The sequence below is a fragment of the Alteraquisediminimonas sediminicola genome, assembly GCF_019740335.1.
GTDB classification, from domain to species: Bacteria; Pseudomonadota; Alphaproteobacteria; order Sphingomonadales; family Sphingomonadaceae; genus Alteraquisediminimonas; species Alteraquisediminimonas sediminicola.
The window spans coordinates 1,198,896-1,219,215 of sequence record NZ_JAHXZS010000001.1; the positions used below are offsets into that span (position 1 = coordinate 1,198,896).

Consider the following 20,320-nt stretch of genomic DNA (forward strand, 5'->3'; position numbering starts at 1 on the left):
TATCGACAATTTAAATTTATGTCGTTTTATCTAACGCAACTACTATACAAATTACTAAAAGGGGTTACCGATAAATAACCGAGTTGGCCAGCCTTAAATACTGTTTGACTTCGGTTCACGGCATCTAGTTTAAGTGAGGCATTATGTACGTGAAATCGTACAGTGGCTCGACTGCGTGAGATAATTAGTCCGATCTCCGCATCCGTCTTTCCGATAGCTACCCATCGCAAGCATTCAATCTCGCGCTTTGTAAGAGATGCGCCCGCCGGAAGACGTAGCCGATTACCGATTGCATTCACATAGCTCGCCACAAATGTGCGACCCAATACGAAGAAGGCATCGCCAAATTCTTCATATTTCTGACTAAGATCGGTTTCGCATTCATCAATCGGATTAAAACTTACCGCGCCAATCTGGCCGAAGGGCAAATGCACAGGCACGACAATTGCAGCGCAGGTGCGTGCTCGAATTTCAAAGTGACTGAGGTCGATTGCCGCGAGATAGTGATTGGGACTCCGGGTGTGGAAGCCCTTTTCATTCACCCAAAACACGTCGTTTTCGTACCGGCATGCGCTCACAATTGGCGAATGGAGCGCGATGTTTGAACTCTTCCACCAGGCTTGCATACTGTCGGGCCACCCGAAAACGTCAAGCGCAAGCACGTTCCCCTGATCGTCGATGGGCGTGCAGCGATCCGCAATGTCATGTGTCGGGGCGGCACGCATATTGCTCAAGTCCGTGGTGATGCGATGGAGCGCCTCAGCCGCGCGTCGAACATCTGTGATGTCACGGACCCGCACCGCATCAACATTGTCGGGGTTCAACATGGGCAGGCTGACATGCCATGCGTCCAACCCAGGCTCAGCTAGCGCCATGCCCATGGTCAAGCCCGTGCCGCCAGCGCCGGGGCAGTCGCCCCGACGACGCCTATTGCCGCCATGGCGGCTTCGAGGCGATGCGCGCAGTCGTCCGCGATGCGTTCAAGCAGTTCGGCACAGGTCGGGATATCGTCAATCAGGCTGACGATCTGGCTGGCCCAGATCAGACCTGCGTTCACATCGCCCGTTTCCAATGCGGCCCGCCCGCGCGCGCCCGCAACGAGATGCGCAATGTCGGCAAAGGTCGAATCTGGCCGCTGTTCGATCGCGACGACCTCTTGCGATACCTCGTTCTTCAACACGCGGGCGGTGTTGCGCAGGGTGCGGAAGATGAGCTTCGTATCGACCTCGGTCGCATTGACTAGCGCCTGTTTGATATCGGGGTGGATCGGTGCCTCTTGCGTCGCGCAAAATCGGGTACCCATGTTGATCCCGGCTGCGCCCAAAGCCAGCGCCGCCGCCAGCCCTGCGCCACTGCCAAAGCCGCCGGAACCGATCACCGGGATCTTGAGCTGGCGCACCGCCGCCGGGATCAGCACCAGCCCCGGCACATCGTCCTCGCCCGGATGGCCTGCGGCTTCGAAACCGTCGATGCTGATGACGTCTGCGCCCTTGCGTTCAGCGGACAAGGCATGGCGGACGGCAGTGCATTTATGGAGGATGACCATGCCCGCATTCTTGGCCTTGGCAAAGAACTCCGCCGGGACCATACCCGCCGTTTCCAGCACCCGGACGTTGCTGGCGATGGCCGCATCCAGATAGGCTTCATAAGGCGGCGGGGTGCGGGTCGGCAGCATCGTCAGATTGACCCCGAACGGCTGGTCGGTCATCTGGCGACAACGCGCGATTTCCGCCGTCAGCGCGTCCGGATCAGGCTGGGTCAGGGCTGTCAGCACGCCCAGCCCGCCCGCATTGGATACGGCAGAGGCCAGTTCAGCGCGACCGACCCATTGCATGCCACCCTGCACGATGGGGTAACGAATGCCGAGCAGACGAGTGAGTGCAGTATCGAACGTGCGGGCCATGGGCTTCCTTTTTGTTAATCTGAATTACCGCGGCTTATCCGTCAATATTTCACGTTTTTCGTAAAGCCGCCATCGACGGTGAGGTTGTCCGCCGTGATCCACGAGGCACGGGCCGAGGCAAGATAAAGGACCGCGTCCGCAATGCGCCGACCCAGCCCGCGCGTCGCCGCGTTGATGATGACTTTCTTGCCCTTTAGTTCAAGGTCCACTGCCCCCTCCTCCGATTGCTATTTTGATGCGTTGATCTTGTGATCTTATGATTTTTGGGACGGGCGAGCGGCTTCAAGCCGCCCGCTGTTCCAGATTATTTGCGGCCATCGAGATATTTATCGAGTGTGTCATGGACGTGGCGTATGCGCGATTCCTGATAGGTAGATAGCGTTTCCGCCCCCTTGCCGCTCGCATACATGCCCTCGCGCTGCCAACGCATGATCTCGGTATCCTGATCAAGCACGCCACCAAGGAACGGGTCCATCCCACCCTTGCTGGCAAAGCCTTCACCCTCGACAATATCGATTGGCTGGGCGACATCGAAATCCGAGCCGTCGGTCGGCTTGGGCCGAAGCGTAAAGATGTCAAAGATCGCACGATCCTGATCATGGCCGTCGGGACGGAACAATTGAATGAGCGCAAGACCCGGCGCGGGATAGAAGATCACATTCGGGAAGACGTTATACTTCAACGAGTCGATCATCTCGGGCACCGAAAAGTCGCTATAGTCGAGGCCATATTCCTGCTGCATCTTCGTCTTGAGTTGCTCGGCCATCACCCAGCGCGCGCTTTTGCCCTCCGGGACAATGGTCCGTTCGCCGACCATCTTGGCATCGCCGACCAGCATCGAATCAAGCATTTCCTGCTCGGTCATCTTCATGTTGGACGTCGGGCTTGGCACCGCCATGGCGCACAGATCGCGGCTGATATGGTCGGAAAAGATGTCGTGCTGCATGTTGTGATCGCCCACCACATGCGTCATCTCGGGATGAACGAAAGGCGTGTGATACGCCTCCATAAAGGCCTCCTGCACCACCTTCCAGTTGCACGACAGATGTTTGCGTACATGACCATGGACGTACCAGCCGGTCAGGTCCCAATTCTTGAAATGCTCGGGCAGCACTTCCAGATATTCAAGCAGCGACGGGCCTTCTTTCGCAAAGTTGATGAAGACGAAGCCATTCCAGCTATCGACCCGAACTTCTGGCAGGCATGCTTTTTTGCGATCAAGATGGGCAAATTCCCAGTCGCACGGGATATTCTTGATCGAACCGTCGAGATTCCATTCCCACGCATGATATGGACAGCGTAGCGAAGGCGACCAGCCATTGTCACCCGATGGCTTCAGCTTGGTGCCACGATGGAGGCAGCTGTTATAATAGCCCTTCAGCCCCTCTTCGGTGCGGACGATCACGATCGACAGGCGGGCGAGATCATAAACATAATAATCTCCGACTTCCGGCAGATGCTCATCGCGGCAGGCATATTGCCAGACACGCTTCCACATATGCTCGATCTCGCGCTCAAAGAACGCGCGGCTGGTATAGCGGTCAAACGGAATGTCGGCAGTCGACTGTTGCGGGTTAGACTGCGTCGCCAGCACTGGCGGCAATTCCCCATCGCGCTGCGCAATATCCTGCCAAGTATTGTCGGGATAATGCGCGCGCACCTGCGCCTGAATGTCGTTCATCCGGCCTCCCCTCCACGAGAATAGCTTTTGGGCGTTTCACCCTATAACATGAACATGAACATATACTCATGTTTTGTCAAGCCCCCTAGATGCCACCCGAGCGATCAGTCCTCGCTAGCCACGCTTGCGACCAATGATTAGGGAACGCACTGACGCAGCCCCAAACGCGAAAAGCCGCCCGAGGGCGGCTGTGTGAGTGAGTGTGTTGTGTGATTTGGTTGCGGGAGCTCGAAACCACCTTGATTTGCTGCTCAATATCATTTGCTAAACTGACATACTCATGGTTTCTGCACCTAAGGTTTGAACCCTCCCGATCCCGTGACACACATGTATAGCTTGACCAAGCTGGGATGAGAGCAGACTATTGCCGCTTGCCGTGCCAACGATATGAACGCGCACAGCAGAGCCTCCACCGCAGAATATAGTCACCTGCCGATGCGGCGGACATTCTGGGTACTCGCCGCAGAATTTGTCGAACAGCCGGTTTAGGAGACACGCCATGTTGAACACCTTAGCCTTGTGCAGGCAGCAGGAGGCCTATCATCGGCAATTGGCCGCTGATGCACCACTTGATAACGTGCGACAGATCGCACTGATCGCCGCCGCAGCATGGGCGTTGGAAGCCGATGCGATCGAGACGCAAGGCACTAAAGAGGGCGGCAAGCTCAGCAAGGCCGATGCCGCAATTGCGCTGGAGTTCAGGCTTGAAGAGGAGATTGAAGAACAGGATCGCCAGCCGGGATGAAAATCCGGACCGACCGTACAGCAAGCCAATGGAACAAACATAGGTTTCACGCATTATTAGCCTCATTATCAACACAGGAGGTTTTCATGCGGACATATTCGGTATTGGCGCTCGTTTTAATGCTTGGGATTGTCGGCATCACGGCAACGGCTTGCAACACCGTCGAAGGCGTCGGCGAGGATGTAACCTCAGCAGGCAAAGCAATCGACAAGGCAGCCGAATAGTCGAAGCCGCCCCCCCTCTGATGACTTCAATGATCCGGTAATATTATTTCATAATTTCAATGCATTAATAACATTAAGATAATGAGCTGCGCCGCAAACAGCAGTGCAGCTCATTATGTTTATGATAGCAGGGCATAACCTGTCGCGCTCAATTTGATCGCGCAGATGAGCCGCATCCAATCCATTTAACACCGCTTGGCCGCAAGATGGAACTTTTCCAACGATCGAAGGTTAACGCTCCACAAGTGAGCCATTCACCACGCTCGCGCACCTTGGAGAACGCACATGCCACTTATCAATGTAGTAGTCATGTTGGTCGTCGTCGGCATTCTGCTTTGGGCCGTCAATAATTACATCCCGATGGATGGGAAAATCAAAAATATTCTCAACATCGTTGTCGTTATTGCCGTTATCTTCTGGCTTTTACAGGCATTTGGCCTCGTCATCGCGATGAGCGACATTCATATCGGCCGTTAATTCGCATTTTTCAATGTGTTTTGGGCTTAGTGCAGCGAAGGGCAACACCATGTCGATTGGACTTATTCTTCTCATTCTCCTCGTGATCTTTCTGGCGGGCGGATTCAGCGGCCGCTTTGGCGGCTATGGCTATGGCTATGGCCATGGCGGGGTCGGCATCATCGGGATCATTTTGATTGTCGTCGTCATCCTGCTGTTGACGGGTCGCCTTTAATTCGCCGCGCGACATCAGGTTGGAACCAAATCAAGTGCGATGTGTTTCCAACTGGTGCCGTGCCATGCAGATGCGGCCGATAGGAGAAGTCATCATGGGTGAATTCATCGACAAGGCTAAAGGCATCGTCAACGAAGCCATCGGCAAGGCAAAGGTCGTTGCCGGACAAAAGACCGAAAGCACCGACATGATCGTGGATGGTGCCAAGCAACAGGCCAAGGGCAAGGCGCAAAAGCTATCCGGCGCGGTCAAGGGCGCACTCGGCGACAAGATCTAATCACACCACCACATCCCCCGCATCAGGAGCTTCGCCTTGTTTACACTCGCAGACCTGCCTTATGCGGGGGATGCGCTTGAGCCGCATATGTCGGCGCAAACGCTCGCGCTCCATTATGACAAGCATCATCGTGGCTATGTCGACAAATTGAACGAACTGCTGGAAACCGCCGACACCGGCGGCAGCACGCTTGACGAGGTGATCCGCCGCAGCCACGCCCGCCCTGCCCGCACGGCAGTGTTCAACAACGCCGCACAATGCTGGAACCATGATTTCTTCTGGAAATCGATGAAGCCCGATGGTGGCGGTCCGCCAATTGGCGAGATCAAGAACCGGATCAAGCGCGATATCGGCACAATCACAGCATTCAACGAGGCATGGGCCAGCACCGCCGCCAAGCATTTCGGCTCGGGCTGGCTATGGCTGACCTTGGCCGGGGGCAAATTGGAAATCATGACGACGCAAGATGCCGATCTGCCGCGCACCCATGGCCGCACGGCCTTGCTGGCCTGCGACCTGTGGGAACATGCTTATTATCTCGACTATCACAACCGCCGCGCGGAATATGTGCAGGTCTTTCTCGACCATTTGATCGACTGGGATTTCGTCAACAGCAATCTTGCCGCTGCCAGCTGACAATCGCGCGGAACAATCGACGATGATGTCGGCTCTCCCCAGCGCTAAACGAAAAATCGAAAATGCCACCAGGCAGGATTTTCAATGGCACATCACAAAACAGGGCTTTGATTTATGACGATGAACCAAAAACGCATGGCATTGATTGCTACGATCAGCCTGCTCGGCATGATGGCCGCCGGTTGCAACAAGTCCGAACCGACCGCCGCCGATAATGTCGCCACCACCCTTGATGCGACCGCCGATGCCGTGCGCGATCAAGGCGAAGCCGTTGCCGACAAGATGGAAGACAATGCAGACGCACTTAATCAAAAGATTGATGCGATTGGCGACAACACCGCCGAACATATCGAGAAAAAGGCTGACGAAATGCGCGACAAGATCGATTCATCGGCAGATGCGCTTGAAAACCGCGCCGATGCCGTGGCCAAGGCCGCCAAGGCGAAATAATCCACAAGGACAAGGCGTGGGCGGGCATTGCCAACACCGCCCGCGCTTTTTTCGTCCGTATTTACAGAGGACTATCCCCGCACGCACATCCGGCCCAAATGGCCTGGTCGAATGTTCCTGCTGACACAGGTGACAAACATGCGCAAATTACTGATCACCGCCTTGCTGGCAACAATGGCCGTTCCTGCCATATCCGCCATGGCCGAACCGAACCATCAGGGCCAGTCACGTCACGGCCAACAAAAGGTCGAAGAACGCAGGTCCGATAATCGCGGCCAACGCGGAGATGAGAAACCGAAAAAAGCGCACCGGGATAATGGCCTCCATCTGGGATGGCAGCAATATCGGCGCTATGATTATAACAGGGTGGACCCGCGTTACGGCGCATATCTGGCGGATCGTTATTATCGCGATGGGCGTTATTATCAACCGCGCCGCCTGTCGAATAGCGACCGCATCTACCGCGGATCGGATTCGCGATATTATTGCCGCCGCAGCGACGGCACCACGGGCCTTATCATCGGCGCGATTGGTGGCGGGTTATTGGGACAGGCGATTGCGCCCAACGGGTCCAAGACCTTGGGTACGATTCTAGGCGGCGGCGCAGGCGCGCTGATTGGCCGTTCGATCGGTCGTGATGGCGTTCGCTGCCGGTAAATAAAAGCCCATCGCTGCCAATGACAGGCCGCGCGCGCGATATGCCGCGCGCGGCCTGTTGTGCATGTTGGTAACAGATGTGCTTATTGTGATTTCAGCATGGCAACCGCTGCGGCAATCGCCTGCTCCAGATCCGCCTCGTCGAACGGCTTTTCGAGCACTATCGCATCGGGACACGAGGCCCGGACCGCAGCAGCATTGCCGCTCATGAAAATATGGGGGACCGCATCGACCTTTAAAATGGTCGCGACCGCCATCAGGCCGCTGCTGTCGTGGAGACCTGCATCGGCAATAATCAGTTCAGGCTGATACATCAGCGCCGCCGCCACCAATTCATCCGCAGACGATACGGTCGCGCAGACATGATGCCCAAGGCCCGCCAATACTTCACCGATCAACATGGCGATCACCGCTTCGTCCTCGGCGATCAGAATGCGCAAGGGAATCATGCTTCAGCCTCCGGCCATTTGGTACCTTATCAGTGCGCACATCGCGTAACATTACGGCAAATAACGATTTTATATTCCATTAATTCGACGCACGAAAAATAATGTTGTAAATACATATTCACTCTTTTCTCGCCATATTTTGAATATATAGAAAAATAAATACGGTATATTATTCTGTAAATCAAAATAGATAGGAAAAGTTCCAGCGGAAATTTGACTTTTCATAATAAATATTTGTTAATGCAATTGTCCTCAGATCATCGCCTGCGATGAGTTTTGGCTACGTCCCTCGATCGGATTACTGCAGCAAGGACAAGACATTGATGCCAACGCCTCCGCCTCCGCCAACGCATTTTCCCGTCGTCGGCATTGGTGCGTCTGCGGGTGGACTGGAGGCCTGCACCCGGCTGCTGGATGTACTGCCTGCCGATAGCGGCATGGCCTTTGTCCTTGTCCAGCATCTCGACCCCACCCATGCCAGCCTGATGGTCGAACTTCTCTCCAAGCATACAAAAATGCGCGTTCTGGAAGTGAGCGACGGGATGCCGATTGAACCTGACCATCTCTACGTCATTCCGCCCGGCACCTATTTGGCCGCCGATAATGGGGCGCTGCATCTGACGCAACCGCTGGCCCGCCATGGCGCGCGGCTGCCCTTTGACTTTCTGCTCAAATCGCTCGCGCAACAATATGGCGCGAGCGCCTTCGGGATCATCCTGTCCGGCACAGGCGCAGATGGCAGCATCGGGCTGAAAGCGATCAAGGACAAACAAGGTCTGGTCATCGCGCAAGACCCGGATGAGGCCGAGCATGACGGCATGCCGCGTAGCGCCATCGCGGCGGGCGCGGTCGATCTTGTCCTGCCGATCTCCAATATGCCCGCCGCCTTGATCAATCATGGCAAGCAGCGCCCGATCACAGCAGCGCCTGCCGAAGGGCTGCCCGAGATTGTCGAATTGCTCCGCACCACCACCGGCCATGATTTCCGCCTCTACAAAATGGGGACGATCAGACGGCGGATTGAACGGCGGATCGCCTTATCGTCGATCAAGCCCAGCAATATGGTCAATTATCTCGAAAAGTTGCGCCATAACGCCGCAGAGCGCGATTTGCTGGCCAATGACTTGTTGATCAATGTCACCAGTTTTTTTCGTGATCCAGAGGTCTTCGCCACCCTCGGCAAAACCGTGATCCCCGAACTGATCGCCCAACAATTGCCGGACCTGCCGCTACGCGTCTGGGTCGCCGGATGCAGCACTGGCGAAGAGGCTTATTCCCTCGCCATGTTGCTGCACGAAACGATGGTCGGCGCAGGCCTTCCCGTCCGGGTACAGGTCTTCGCCTCCGACATTGATGCCGATGCCGTCGCGACCGCGCGCGAGGGACTGTATCCGCACAGCATTTTCTCAGAGGTCTCGCCAGAGCGGCTGGCACATTTCTTCATCCGGGAAGAACATGGTTATCGGGTTTCGCCGGAACTTCGCAAACATGTGATTTTTACCGTGCAGGATGTCCTTGGCGACCCGCCCTTTTCACGGCTGGACCTGATTTCCTGTCGCAATTTGCTGATTTATCTGGGGGCAGAAGCGCAAAACAAGGTCATCTCGCTGTTCAACTTTGCGTTGCGCGACGGGGGGATATTATTGCTCGGCAATGCCGAAAATATCGGCGCGGCAGAAAGCCATTTCAAACCCATTGCCAAGGCTGAACGGATCTATCGCCACATCGGGCGGCCACGTTCCGGCGATATTGAATTTCCCATTGGCGGCGGCGAGGCGTTACGCACACCGCCCCGGATCAGCCAAGCCCAAGCGGTCATGCGGCAAAAAAGCCTAGCGCAACTCAGCGAACGGCTGATGCTAGAACATCATGTCCCGGCGGGCGCGCTGATCAACCGCAAGCTGGAATGCCTGTACAGCCTCGGGCCGATCGATCGCTATTTGCGCATTGCCCCCGGCCATCCCAGCCATGATCTGTTGAGCATGGCGCCCTCACCGCTACGGATCAGGCTGCGTGCGGCCATTCAGGAGGCTGGTCCCCACAACTCCCCCCTCACCGCAACCGGCGGCAGGTTGGGCGCAATGCCATTCAACATCGTGATCCATTCGGTGATGAATGAGGGCGAAGAATTGCTGCTGGTCTGCTTCATCGATGCCCCAACCCCAGCCCGCAAAAAAGGTGCGGCCGCCTCCCCGCAGGAAAGCGCCCGGATTGCCGACCTTGAGCGCGAACTGGAAGCAACGCGCGCGGAATTGCAAAGCGCCATTCACAACCTCGAAATGTCGAGCGAAGAACAGCGCGCGATCAATGAGGAGGCGCTATCGGTCAATGAGGAGTTCCAATCGACCAATGAGGAACTGCTCACCTCAAAGGAAGAATTGCAGTCGCTGAATGAAGAGCTGACCGCGCTCAACACCCAGTTGCAGGAAACGCTGGAACGCCAGCGCGCGACCGCCAATGACCTGCAAAACATCCTGTACAGTACCGATGTCGCGACCTTGTTTCTCGATAAGGCGCTTAATATCAGCTTCTTCACCCCCGCGACCAAATCCTTGTTCAACATCATCCCCGGCGATATTGGCCGCCCGTTATCCGATCTGCATTCACTGGCGGCGGATACCGCATTGCTGGACGATGCCCGCACGGTGCTGGACACGGAAACACCGATCGACCGAGAAATCGAAACGGCAGCCGGGGTGTTTTTCGGGCGGCGGATCATGCCGTACCGCACCGACAATGACAAAGTGGATGGCGTTGTCATCACCTTCACCGACATCACCGACCGCAAGCGCGCGGCGAAATTGCTCGCGGTGGCGCAGCAAGGCGCGGAAGTCGCCACCATCGCCAAATCGCGCTTCCTTGCCGTGGCCAGCCATGATCTGCGCCAGCCGTTGCAGACGTTAACCTTGCTCCAAGGGCTGCTCGCCAAGGAAGTCAGCGCAGAAAAGCCGCACAGACTGGTGACCCGCATGGGCGAAACATTGGGGGCGATGTCGGGCATGCTCAATGCGTTGCTCGATATCAACCAAATCGAATCCGGCATGATTCAGCCGGAAATCAGCATCTTTCCGGTCGATGACCTGCTCAACTGCCTGCGCGACGAATTCAGCTATCATGCACAGGCCAAAAAGATTTCCCTGCGGGTCGTACCGTGCAGCATCATCATCGCCACGGACCATCGCCTGCTCGAACAAATGCTGCGCAATCTGATCACCAATGCCCTGAAATACACTAATCACGGCAAGGTACTGCTGGGTTGCCGCCGCCGACCGGGCGCTGTCAGCATCGAAGTCCTCGATACCGGGATCGGCATCGAAGAAAGCCAGATGCATGCAATTTTCGATGAATATCACCAGATCGAAAACAATGCCCGCGAACGCAGCCGTGGTCTGGGGCTGGGCCTTTCGATCGTGCAGCGGCTCGGCGAATTGCTTGGCCATCCGGTACATGTGCGTTCAAGGCCGGGCAAAGGATCGACTTTCGCGGTCGAGATTGATTTGCCGGAAACCGAGATTGTCACCCAGCCAGCGCCGCACGCGCACCCGTTGATCGCGCCGCCGCATCGCCGTGGCACGATCATGATCGTCGAAGATGAGCCAGAGGTGCGCGACCTGCTCGACATGCTGATGCGCACGGAGGGCCATAGGGTATTATTAGCCATCAATGGCGATGTAGCGCTCAAATTATTGGCAGCGGGTGGGGAGATGCCCGATCTTGTACTCACCGATCATGACCTGCCCGGCAATCTGAATGGCGTCAAATTGGCGGCCCGGCTGCGCACGCAATTGGGCGCCAAGCTCCCGATCATCATCCTTACCGGCGATATTTCCGCCGCGACGATGCGCGAGGTGAAGCGACAGAATTGCGTCCAGTTCAACAAGCCCGTCAATGTGACCGAGTTGTCGCGCGCGATCCAGCGCATGCTTCCACCCACACCCCCGGCACCATCAGCCGCGATGGAACAAACCCGGCCTAGCCACGTTATCTCCTCCAAGTAGCGGGCTTCCGCCCGCGACAGGAGCATATATCATGCGCAGATCCATTCTCGCGGCCAGCATTGCCGTCGCGACGCTCGTCCCATCCCTCGCCATCGCACAAGACAGCTGCGAACGTCAGCGGTCCAACCGGGTCGTCGGCACCGTTGCCGGTGCAGGCATTGGTGGCGTGTTGGGCAATGTCATCGCAGGTCAGGGCGATAAGACGCTCGGCACGGTTATCGGCGCTGTCGGCGGCGGGGTCATCGGTAATCAGGTTACCAAGCCGGACAGCGATTGCAGCCATGCTTATGGCTATTATGACGAAAACAACCGCTGGCACGCGACCGGCGTCTCGTCATCACAGGCACGCGGCTATTATGATCGCGATGGCCGCTGGGTCGATGGCGCGCCCAATGGCTATTATGGCGAAGGCAATCGCTGGATTCCCAATAGCGGCGTGAGCGGTGAAGACGGCTATTATACCGCGCAGGGCCAATGGGTGCCCGCATCAGCCAATGGCTATTACGACCGCAACGATCAATGGATCGCAGGCACGGCCAGCGGCTATTACGATGAACGCGGGCGCTGGGTCGGCGGTGTCACCACCGGCCATTATGACGAACGCGGGCGCTGGATTTCCGGCACGCCGAGCGGTCATCGCGACAATAATGGCAATTGGATCGCCGATGCCCATCCCGGCTATTACGACACCGATGGCCGTTGGCATGCCGGCACCACGAGCGGCTATTACGACAGCCGTGGCCGCTGGATCTCGACGTCGGGCGACATGCGCCGGGACAGGAGCAATGGTTACAGCACGATCCCGCGTGAAATCCTCGCGCAGGTGGCCTGGCTTGAAGACTATATCCGTTCACCCAACGCACAACGGACGTTCAGCCGTGGCGAACTCAATCGCGCCCGTGGCGAGCTACGCTCCATCCGCAATCGCGAACGGTCGATGCGCCACAATCGTCGCGGCGAACTGTCTTCCCAGAATGAAGCCATGTTGCAGGTCCGCCTCGATCGCCTGATGGACCGACTGCGGATCGACCATCGTTCATAAGCCCAACTGATGGCTGAGCAGCCCGCCTTCCGCCTCCTTTGTCGGGCTGCTCCCTACCCTCGCCATTCCCGGCAATTGGCCGGGGATGGCGAGCGCGTTTTAGGGCGCGACCGGATAGTGCAGCGTGACAATGGTGCCAGAATCCGCTTGGCTAGCGTCTTTTTGCCCAATGTCTTTTCGGCTCGTGATATCCAGCACGCCATCCAGCTGCTGCGCCAATGCGACAATCAATTGACGCCCCATGGAATCGAATTCGCTCGACACATCAAAGCCGGTGCCATCGTCCGTAATCCGCAACAGGCCGTTATCGGCAGTAAGCGCAATCGTATAATCACGCCCTTCCGGACAAGCATGGCGATAGGCATTGGTCACGACCTCCACCACAAACAGCGCCAGTGGCACCAGACTGGCATTGGGCAGCAATTGGTGCCGAACGTCGCACCTCAATTGCACATAAGTCTTGTGACGTTGGGCAATGCGTAGCTGGGCGCAAAGCGCCGTCAGCAACATGGCAATATCAATCCTGCCCTGATTATTATCGTCCCGATGCTCGAACAACAGGCGGTGGACCAGCGCCAGCGCATTCATCCGCGCCTGCGCCTGTTCAAGTGCCTGACGCGCAACCGGTTCCTTGATTTGCCGCGCCTGCAGGTTGAGCAGGCTGGTGACGATCTGCATGTTGTTCTTGACGCGATGATGCACCTCCAGCGTCAGCGCATGATGTGCTTCCTCACGCACTTTGATCACATGCGCGAGTTCCGCAAGATCTTCGCCCAGCAGCGCCACTTCCGGCGGCGCATCGGCGAACATCTGGGGATCGGGTGCATATTTGCCCGCCCGGATCTGTGCGATCTTTGACCGGAGCGCGATGCACCAGCGATCCATCGTCACGCCGCCTTGATAAAAAGTGCGTCCCCCGCCGGGCCGTTAATCAGTTCGGCCAGCGCCTTGCGGCCACGCGCCATCCGGCTTTTCACGGTCCCGATGGCGCAACCCATGATTTCGGCCGCCTCTTCATAAGAGGCGCCATTCGCGCCAACCAGCAGCAGCACCTCGCGCTGTTCCACAGGTAATTTTTGCAGGGCCTTGATCACATCCTCCATATGGATGCCGTCCTGTTGCGCAGGGGCCGTGACCAGAATACGGGCCGCCACCTCCGGATCAAGCGAAGTCATCCGGGCATTTTTGCGGATCGTGGTATAGAATTGATTGCGCAGTATCATGAACATCCATGCGCGAAAATTGGACCCTTGGGCATAGCTGCTACGTGCTGCCCATGCGCGGATCATCGCCTCTTGCGCCAGATCGTCCGCCAGATCCCTTTGTCCGCACAGCCCCCGCGCAAAGGCGCGCAGTGAAGGAATCAGGGCGACGAGGTCGTTCCTGAAAGCCTCATCGGCGTCGATAGCGCGCGCAATATCTGCAAGGGGCGGTTCATCACTCATCAGTGGCCCTTCTTGGCCGCTATTTTGGCGTCGATATCGTCCAGTATCCGAAGAAAATCCTCAGGTACCGGTTCGTTCACGACCGCTTGATGCAATTGCGTCAGCGCTGCCGAAACCGGATCGAAGTCGGCATCGACATAATGCATTTCTTTTCCTTTTTTCTTGTCCGTAGGTACCATTGAATCCTGCTGTATCGGGATGTCCTGACAGGAAAATCGGTGAAATCGAAAAATGTTCCATCAACGGGAACAAAAAACCGTTTCATCGGTATTGAGTATAAGGCCTAGAGTGTACTGCGTTAACGTTGGTACATGTCGCGCGCTTTATTTGCTTGTTGCCGCATTGTTTGATGCGGAAAACTGGTTCTCACTTTTCCGCACGATGCTCTCGGGCGCGCAGCGTGCCTGCAAGGAATGAATATGTCTTTGAAAGCTGCATTGGGACCTGAACTCCCCTATCTGCGCAGATATGCGCGTGCTTTGACCGGATCGCAATCTTTAGGTGATACAGCGGTGCGAGAAACGCTGGAGGCGCTGCTGGCGGCACCGCAAGAATTTGAAAATGACAAACCCGCGCGACGCGAGCTCTATCGTATATTTCATAAATTATGGCGTGGCATGTCGTCGGTCAGTCGTGATGATGGCATTGTCGCCAGCCTGCCGGTACATACGCGCCAGGCTTTGCTGCTCACTGCTGTGGAAGGGTTCAGCCTGCAAGATACCGCCAAAATCCTGCATTGCCCGATCCAGCAAGTGAAGGACGAAATCGCGTCCGCCCGAGAGGTGATCAGCACCGCAATGCAAGCACAAGTGATGATCATCGAGGATGAATCGATCATCGCACTGCACATCAAATCCATCGTCGAAGACCTTGGCCATCACGTGACAGGCATTGCCCGCACTCGTGATGAAGCCACCGAACTCGCGGCAAGCCATGCGCCCGAACTGGTGCTGGCGGATATTCGGCTTGCGGATGAGTCGAGCGGCATCGATGCGGTGGTGGATATTCTCGCCGTGATTGACGTCCCCGTGATATTCATCACCGCCTTTCCCGAACGGTTATTGACCGGCGAACGGCCTGAACCAACCTATTTGATCACCAAGCCGTTTGAACCGGAAATGGTGACCGCGACCATCGGCCAGGCATTGCTCTATCATCGCGAACAGCGCGCGATGCCTGCAGTGGTGGAAACTAATCGACCAGAATAGCACCCTGCACCAACGGATATCCGTCTCGAATATCCTTTGACCTTGAGCTGCCCGACAGGCGCATCTCAAGGTCGTTTCATATCTGGGCCATCAAGTTGCGGACAGGCCCCGTGGCCACATTGATCAGGCATCTCGCCCCTTCGACTCATCCATTCGAACATCAACGCCCGGCCAGCCGATCTGCGCCAGACAAAAAGAAGCCGGCATTGCTGCCGGCTCCCTTCTTTCTACTGGCCCAACTGGATGGGTGGGTGGCTTAATTACCCGAACCCGGTCCGTACTGGATTTCCACGCGTCGGTTCTGCGGTTCCTTGACGCCATCAGCGGTATCGACCAGCGGTCGGGTTTCACCATAGGCTTGGGTCGAAATCACGCCATCCGGCACGCCGCGCGAGGTGATGTAACCGCGCACTGCGCTGTTACGTCGCTCGGACAATGCCTGATTATATTCATTCGAGCCTGACTTGTCCGCGTGACCGGCCAATACGACCGTTGCCTTGCCGCAATTACCATAATTGACCAACGCATTGTCAAGGATGGATGCGGCTTCCGGCGTGATATCGCTCCGATCGAAGTCGAAGAACACAATATACGGACCGGACTGGCATTCAACCACGGCTGGCGGCGGGGGCGGCGGCGGTGCAATCGACATCGGCGGCGCAGGTGGCGGCGGCGGTGGGGCTGCAGGCGCTGAAGCACCCAAGGCAAGGGTCAGGCTACCGTAGAAGGCATGATCCTTGACGTCGCTGTTAAACCGACCCTGATATCCGATGCGTCCGGTCAATTGATCGGATACGGCGGCAGCAAGGCTCAGGCCTGCAACGATGGAACCACGCTTGGTTTCCGGTGAGTAGATCCGGAAGTTGGTGCCAACAGGCGCATCGGCAAAGGATGCATCGACACCATAAACGCGGCTGCCGAAGTCATGACGATAGGCGACCTTGGCTTCCGGGATCAGCCCGCCGAAATTGGCGGCCCATTTCACACCAGCCAGCAATGCCGTCTGGTTGTCGCTTTGGCTCCGAAATGCGAGATTTGCACCCGGCACGCCTGTTTCAGTGAAGCTCTTGAGCTTGACCGTCGTGTAATCCACCCCGACAAAAGGCGTCAGCCATGAACCACCAAGACCGATACGCGCGCCACCTTCACCATAGAAGGACCACAGACGGGCATCAGGCTTGCCACTGATCATGCCGCTTGTGGTGCCAATGGACAGATCGCGACGGCTGTGGCCGCCAAGGTCCGAATAGCTGCCGACACCGCGCAAATACGCGCTACCGATGTCATAAGCGGCGAGCAGACCAAGCTGCCAACCATCAGCCTTGATATGACCATTGTAACGATCGAACGCCATCTTGGTTTTGCGATAGCCACCAAAGCCACCAAAGGTGAAGTTGCCAGTGGTGTAATCGACCCCCAAAAGGGCGAACCAGTTCTTCGACTTATAGCCCGGTGCATTGATGTCGGTATCGACCTTCACATCATTATAACCGCCCAAGCCCCAAAGCCGGACACGGGATTCAGGGTCACGACATTGATCCATGCCGCGCACGCTGATGGCGCAATCGATCTGATCGGATACCAAAATGTTGGTCTGCATGCTGTAATTCCGCAGACCCTGCACATAGCCAGCATATTGCGCGCCGGACAGTTGATCGAGCGCCCCCGGATAATTGGCGGCATTCTGTGTGAACAGATTGCCGAGCAACGTGCCATAAGGGCCGGTCAAGCCGCTATTATAGGTGCCTTCGATCCCATTACCGACCGCTGTTTCATTGCGGGTCAGGCCGGCCACACCGCCAAAGGCGACACGGGTCAGGTTCAGATCGACATTGTTATCGGCATCATAAACAGCATTGGCGCGCAGCAATAGCGTGCCCGTGCTGGTTACGACATTGCTGAATGTACCGACCCGCGTATCGGCGTTGATCACATTGTCATAGCTATAGCTGTTGCCATACAGGCCATTCACGCTGGTGGGACGTACCATGAGTGTGCCAGCAAGATTTGCCGTATTGGCGACGACCATCGGATATTCAAGCTGCGCCGTTGCAGGGACCGGGCTAGTTGCCAATTGAAGGGCAAGCGTGCCACCCGGCACGACGTTGAAGGTATCGACATTGACACCGGCTGCCCCGTCATAAGACGGATTGGCGTAAGGCTGATCGACCAGATAGAGTGTGCCGCCATTGGCGATTGTCAACGCACCCTCAAGCTCCCCAAGCGGATTGACGATACCATCCAGCCGGGTTTCGCCCGCCGAGACAGTGATCACATCATCTGCCGATATATCGACATTGCCATAGATCGAACCTGCACCCTGCAAATTGATCACCGCCGGATGAGGCGCGTCACTGGTGTCGATCGCCATGCCGCGTGTGAAGTTCAACCCACCATCAACACTCTGACGCGCGATAAAGCTGCCGCCAATGTTGTTCAGGGTGAAGCTGTCGGTCAAAACCGGCGGCAACACTACAACACCGTCATTACGGACAACTAGGCCCGTTGCCGTCGCTAAGCCGCCATTGGTAATGGCCGTGGCGCTAATCGTGCCGGCATTGGTCAGGGTCAGATTGTTGACGTCGGATACCATCTCGATCCCGACAGCATCCGCCGAGGTGACGAGACCAGTCACGGCAGTTGCGTCGACATTGATCAAGCCGTCATTGATGACACTACCGCTCAAGACATTGTCCGACGCGGTAAAGCGCATGCCAGTTGCAGATGCATCAGCACTATTGCTCACTGTCCCGGTCGCCGCGGCATTCGACGTAACGTCAAAAGTCTCGGTGTTGGTCACAGCCAGATCAACAGGGCCACCCGTCACTTCAAGACCGGTGGCATCTGCAGTGGCGGCGCCGTTCGCCACGCCATTCGCATTGGCAATGACATCGACCGTAAACACACCATTATTGGTGAAGGTGGACAAGCCAGCCGATGATTGTGTCGCGCCGAGGGCTGACGCATTGGCGATGCTGCCATCACCCGTTGCCAGCGCATCGGCAGATACGCCAAACACGCCGCTTGCATTGTTTACCAGCGACACTGTCGCATCGGGTCCGCTTGCGAACTGCGAAATGCCGGTTGCTTCTGACAATGCATCTGCACTGATGATGCCAGTCGCTGTGGCAGTGGCATCGACGGTATAGACCCCGTCATTCATGAGGGACGAAAGCGCTATATCACCCGCGGATGATTGGTCCGCGCCGAGTGCAGAGGCATCAGCGAGGCTGGTATCACCTGTCGACGACGCAGTGGAGGACACGCCAAACACGCCGGTCTCACTGTTCAGCAGCGCTATTGTCGCATCAAGTCCGTTGGAGAACTGCAAAATACCCGTCACACCTGACGATGCATCTGCACTGGTAATGCCGTCCGCTGTGGCGTTAGCATCGACAGTAAAGTCGCCATCATTAGTAAGGCTGGAAAGCGCCGTATTGCCACCAGTTGATTGCACCACGCCAAGTGCAGAGGCATCAGCTTGGCTGGTATCACCCGTCGACGACGCAGTGGAGGACATGCCAAACACGCCGATATCACTGTTCAGCAGCGCTACTGTCGCATCAAGCCCGTTGGCGAACTGCAAAATACCCGTCACACCTGACGATGCCTCTGCACTGGTAATGCCATCCGCCGTGGCATTGGCATCGAGGGTAAAGTCGCCATCATTAGTAAGGCTGGAAAGCGCCGTATCGCCAACAGATGATTGCACCGCGCCAAGTGCAGAGGCATCGGCAATGCTGTCATCGCCTATCGCCAACGCATCAGCCGATACAGCAATCACGCCCGCCGCATTGTTCACCAGTGACACTACCGCATCGGACCCGATCGCAGTGCCGGTGGCGGTCTGCGTGAGGCCGAGGACATCTGCCGTCGAAGTTGCAGTGGTCGAAGCGTCTGAAGCCGCATCCGCAACGATGTTCAGGCTGTTGTTGTTGATAAGATTGGCCGTGGCGACATCAGGTGCGGTCACCACCTGTTCGACACCAAAATTGACGTCCGCCGTGGCATCCGCAGCACCCGCAAGGTTCAGCGCATCAGCAATGGCGGAAATATTCGTCACATCATTGTTGATCAGGGTGATATTGGCAGTATCGAGCGTGGCTATGCCGATTTGCGATACAGCACCGGACGTCGAGTCAATGACAAGCGCAGACGCAACCGGCGCCGCAGCGACATCGGTAACTCCCGAATTCAGGGCAGTGAGAAGGTCAATGGTATAGGTGGCATTGACAGTGGGCAAATTGGTGATTTGCGATACGCCCGGCACTGTCTGCGCGACCAAAGGCGCCACGGCCCCCAATGCGATCATAGATACGCCTGCCGCCAGCAGACGCAAACGAGTTTGATTTATCACGGTTAAATTCCCCACTTCGTGTTTTATATATTTCATGCAAGATAATCACATGAAGATGACATTTTCTTTGATTATCAAAATGTACAAAACAAACGCCGGAGAACATAAGTTCACACCACCCAGTCTAATTAATGAACTGGGTATATTAATTTATGCTCACTGCATGGGGAAACAATAGTAATACATTATTGTTCCATTAGGCCGCTTAAAAACTCAATATCTGCATAAGCTGTAAATTTTTTCAGATATGAAATTCAGCATATGGAACAAAGTTGCCGGTGAAGCGTTATGGGCACCAATCTTGATCACCCAACAACCATTTTCCCATCTGATCTGCTAAATCAGACTGGCTGCAACAGTAATTTCAGGCATGTTATTTGGTGCTTGATCTACACCGCACTCTAGCATTCCCCCTTCACGTAGCGGGTGGCCTAAACGCCAAAAAGCCACCCGAGGGTGGCGTTTGTGTGAGTGTGTTGTGTGTGATTTGGTTGCGGGAGTAGGATTTGAACCTACGACCTTCAGGTTATGAGCCTGACGAGCTACCGGGCTGCTCC

At 56.3% G+C, this 20,320-nt stretch carries 19 protein-coding genes and 2 pseudogenes; 11 read left to right on the plus strand and 10 right to left on the minus strand.

The window, feature by feature from the left end:
* Positions 1–26: 26 nt before the first annotated feature.
* The 4 genes from K6117_RS05955 to K6117_RS05970 form a co-directional block, all read right to left on the minus strand.
* The gene (locus K6117_RS05955; protein WP_246604904.1) at positions 27–881 is read right to left on the minus strand and encodes a helix-turn-helix transcriptional regulator; all 855 of its coding nucleotides are present in this window, start codon (positions 879–881) and stop codon (positions 27–29) included.
* 2 nt (positions 882–883) lie between these two features.
* Positions 884–1,903 carry an NAD(P)H-dependent flavin oxidoreductase gene (locus K6117_RS05960; RefSeq protein ID WP_221792757.1) on the minus strand — a complete coding sequence of 340 codons (1,020 nt, stop codon included), beginning with the start codon at positions 1,901–1,903 and terminating at the stop codon, positions 884–886.
* A 41-nt stretch (positions 1,904–1,944) separates the two neighbouring features.
* Complete coding sequence (locus K6117_RS14425; RefSeq protein WP_246604825.1) at positions 1,945–2,112, minus strand: SDR family oxidoreductase; 168 nt, start codon at positions 2,110–2,112, stop codon at positions 1,945–1,947.
* Positions 2,113–2,207: 95 nt separating this feature from the next.
* Positions 2,208–3,584, minus strand: coding sequence for an aromatic ring-hydroxylating oxygenase subunit alpha (locus K6117_RS05970; RefSeq protein ID WP_221792758.1), 1,377 nt, complete (start codon positions 3,582–3,584; stop codon positions 2,208–2,210).
* Between the two features lie 499 nt (positions 3,585–4,083).
* On the opposite strand from K6117_RS05970, the gene K6117_RS05975 reads away from it, so the two are divergent.
* The 8 genes from K6117_RS05975 (at position 4,084) to K6117_RS06010 (ending at position 7,264) form a co-directional block, all read left to right on the plus strand.
* Positions 4,084–4,329, plus strand: coding sequence for a hypothetical protein (locus K6117_RS05975; protein WP_221792759.1), 246 nt, complete (start codon positions 4,084–4,086; stop codon positions 4,327–4,329).
* Positions 4,326–4,553, plus strand: coding sequence for an entericidin A/B family lipoprotein (locus K6117_RS14615; RefSeq protein WP_425514682.1), 228 nt, complete (start codon positions 4,326–4,328; stop codon positions 4,551–4,553). Before K6117_RS05975 ends, K6117_RS14615 begins: the two co-directional genes overlap by 4 nt.
* A gap of 285 nt (positions 4,554–4,838) precedes the next feature.
* Positions 4,839–5,030, plus strand: a complete 192-nt coding sequence (locus tag K6117_RS05985) for a Thivi_2564 family membrane protein (RefSeq protein WP_221792760.1) — start codon at positions 4,839–4,841, stop codon at positions 5,028–5,030.
* A 49-nt stretch (positions 5,031–5,079) separates the two neighbouring features.
* Complete coding sequence (locus K6117_RS05990; protein ID WP_221792761.1) at positions 5,080–5,244, plus strand: DUF3309 family protein; 165 nt, start codon at positions 5,080–5,082, stop codon at positions 5,242–5,244.
* 94 nt (positions 5,245–5,338) lie between these two features.
* Complete coding sequence (locus tag K6117_RS05995; RefSeq protein WP_221792762.1) at positions 5,339–5,521, plus strand: CsbD family protein; 183 nt, start codon at positions 5,339–5,341, stop codon at positions 5,519–5,521.
* Positions 5,522–5,557: 36 nt separating this feature from the next.
* On the plus strand, positions 5,558–6,157 hold the full coding sequence (locus K6117_RS06000; RefSeq protein WP_246604826.1) for a superoxide dismutase: 600 nt from the start codon (positions 5,558–5,560) through the stop codon (positions 6,155–6,157).
* Between the two features lie 120 nt (positions 6,158–6,277).
* On the plus strand, positions 6,278–6,607 hold the full coding sequence (locus tag K6117_RS06005) for a hypothetical protein (protein ID WP_221792763.1): 330 nt from the start codon (positions 6,278–6,280) through the stop codon (positions 6,605–6,607).
* Between the two features lie 138 nt (positions 6,608–6,745).
* Entirely contained in the window at positions 6,746–7,264 is a 519-nt protein-coding gene (locus K6117_RS06010; RefSeq protein WP_221792764.1) for a glycine zipper 2TM domain-containing protein, read from the plus strand.
* Between the two features lie 83 nt (positions 7,265–7,347).
* On the opposite strand, the gene K6117_RS06015 is transcribed toward K6117_RS06010, so the two are convergent.
* Positions 7,348–7,713 (minus strand): response regulator, encoded by a 366-nt coding sequence (locus K6117_RS06015; protein WP_221792765.1) that lies wholly within the window; start codon positions 7,711–7,713, stop codon positions 7,348–7,350.
* A 323-nt stretch (positions 7,714–8,036) separates the two neighbouring features.
* On the opposite strand from K6117_RS06015, the gene K6117_RS06020 reads away from it, so the two are divergent.
* A complete protein-coding gene (locus K6117_RS06020; RefSeq protein ID WP_221792766.1) occupies positions 8,037–11,711 on the plus strand; it encodes a chemotaxis protein CheB in 3,675 nt (1,224 codons plus the stop codon).
* A gap of 31 nt (positions 11,712–11,742) precedes the next feature.
* Positions 11,743–12,753: a glycine zipper 2TM domain-containing protein gene (locus tag K6117_RS06025; protein ID WP_221792767.1), complete on the plus strand. Its 1,011-nt coding sequence runs from the start codon at positions 11,743–11,745 to the stop codon at positions 12,751–12,753.
* Positions 12,754–12,852: 99 nt separating this feature from the next.
* Here K6117_RS06025 and K6117_RS06030 read toward each other — a convergent pair whose 3' ends face one another.
* Genes K6117_RS06030 through K6117_RS06040 form a run of 3 tightly spaced genes read right to left on the minus strand, consistent with a single transcriptional unit; the run spans position 12,853 to position 14,377 of the window.
* Complete coding sequence (locus K6117_RS06030) at positions 12,853–13,638, minus strand: sensor histidine kinase (protein ID WP_246604906.1); 786 nt, start codon at positions 13,636–13,638, stop codon at positions 12,853–12,855.
* Positions 13,639–13,640: 2 nt separating this feature from the next.
* Positions 13,641–14,198, minus strand: coding sequence for a sigma-70 family RNA polymerase sigma factor (locus tag K6117_RS06035; protein WP_221792769.1), 558 nt, complete (start codon positions 14,196–14,198; stop codon positions 13,641–13,643).
* On the minus strand, positions 14,198–14,377 hold the full coding sequence (locus tag K6117_RS06040) for a hypothetical protein (RefSeq protein ID WP_221792770.1): 180 nt from the start codon (positions 14,375–14,377) through the stop codon (positions 14,198–14,200). Before K6117_RS06040 ends, K6117_RS06035 begins: the two co-directional genes overlap by 1 nt.
* Positions 14,378–14,617: 240 nt before the next feature.
* Between K6117_RS06040 and K6117_RS06045 the strand changes: the two genes are divergently transcribed.
* On the plus strand, positions 14,618–15,406 hold the full coding sequence (locus K6117_RS06045) for a response regulator (RefSeq protein WP_221792771.1): 789 nt from the start codon (positions 14,618–14,620) through the stop codon (positions 15,404–15,406).
* Positions 15,407–15,662: 256 nt separating this feature from the next.
* On the opposite strand, the pseudogene K6117_RS14620 reads toward K6117_RS06045, so the two are convergent.
* Positions 15,663–16,097, minus strand: a pseudogene (locus K6117_RS14620) (OmpA family protein); the annotation flags it as partial.
* Positions 16,098–16,178: 81 nt separating this feature from the next.
* Positions 16,179–19,799, minus strand: a pseudogene (locus K6117_RS14585) (autotransporter domain-containing protein); the annotation flags it as partial.
* Positions 19,800–20,320 lie beyond the last annotated feature (521 nt).

Bases quoted from the DNA above. Each gene is read 5' to 3' on its own strand.
- K6117_RS05955 (WP_246604904.1), bottom strand. From the start codon at position 881: ATGGGCATGGCGCTAGCTGAGCCTGGGTTGGACGCATGGCATGTCAGC.
- K6117_RS05960 (WP_221792757.1), bottom strand. From the start codon at position 1,903: ATGGCCCGCACGTTCGATACTGCACTCACTCGTCTGCTCGGCATTCGT.
- K6117_RS05970 (WP_221792758.1), bottom strand. From the start codon at position 3,584: ATGAACGACATTCAGGCGCAGGTGCGCGCGCATTATCCCGACAATACT.
- K6117_RS05975 (WP_221792759.1), top strand. From the start codon at position 4,084: ATGTTGAACACCTTAGCCTTGTGCAGGCAGCAGGAGGCCTATCATCGG.
- K6117_RS14615 (WP_425514682.1), top strand. From the start codon at position 4,326: ATGAAAATCCGGACCGACCGTACAGCAAGCCAATGGAACAAACATAGG.
- K6117_RS05985 (WP_221792760.1), top strand. From the start codon at position 4,839: ATGCCACTTATCAATGTAGTAGTCATGTTGGTCGTCGTCGGCATTCTG.
- K6117_RS05990 (WP_221792761.1), top strand. From the start codon at position 5,080: ATGTCGATTGGACTTATTCTTCTCATTCTCCTCGTGATCTTTCTGGCG.
- K6117_RS05995 (WP_221792762.1), top strand. From the start codon at position 5,339: ATGGGTGAATTCATCGACAAGGCTAAAGGCATCGTCAACGAAGCCATC.
- K6117_RS06005 (WP_221792763.1), top strand. From the start codon at position 6,278: ATGAACCAAAAACGCATGGCATTGATTGCTACGATCAGCCTGCTCGGC.
- K6117_RS06010 (WP_221792764.1), top strand. From the start codon at position 6,746: ATGCGCAAATTACTGATCACCGCCTTGCTGGCAACAATGGCCGTTCCT.
- K6117_RS06015 (WP_221792765.1), bottom strand. From the start codon at position 7,713: ATGATTCCCTTGCGCATTCTGATCGCCGAGGACGAAGCGGTGATCGCC.
- K6117_RS06020 (WP_221792766.1), top strand. From the start codon at position 8,037: ATGCCAACGCCTCCGCCTCCGCCAACGCATTTTCCCGTCGTCGGCATT.
- K6117_RS06025 (WP_221792767.1), top strand. From the start codon at position 11,743: ATGCGCAGATCCATTCTCGCGGCCAGCATTGCCGTCGCGACGCTCGTC.
- K6117_RS06030 (WP_246604906.1), bottom strand. From the start codon at position 13,638: ATGGATCGCTGGTGCATCGCGCTCCGGTCAAAGATCGCACAGATCCGG.
- K6117_RS06035 (WP_221792769.1), bottom strand. From the start codon at position 14,198: ATGAGTGATGAACCGCCCCTTGCAGATATTGCGCGCGCTATCGACGCC.
- K6117_RS06040 (WP_221792770.1), bottom strand. From the start codon at position 14,377: ATGGTACCTACGGACAAGAAAAAAGGAAAAGAAATGCATTATGTCGAT.
- K6117_RS06045 (WP_221792771.1), top strand. From the start codon at position 14,618: ATGTCTTTGAAAGCTGCATTGGGACCTGAACTCCCCTATCTGCGCAGA.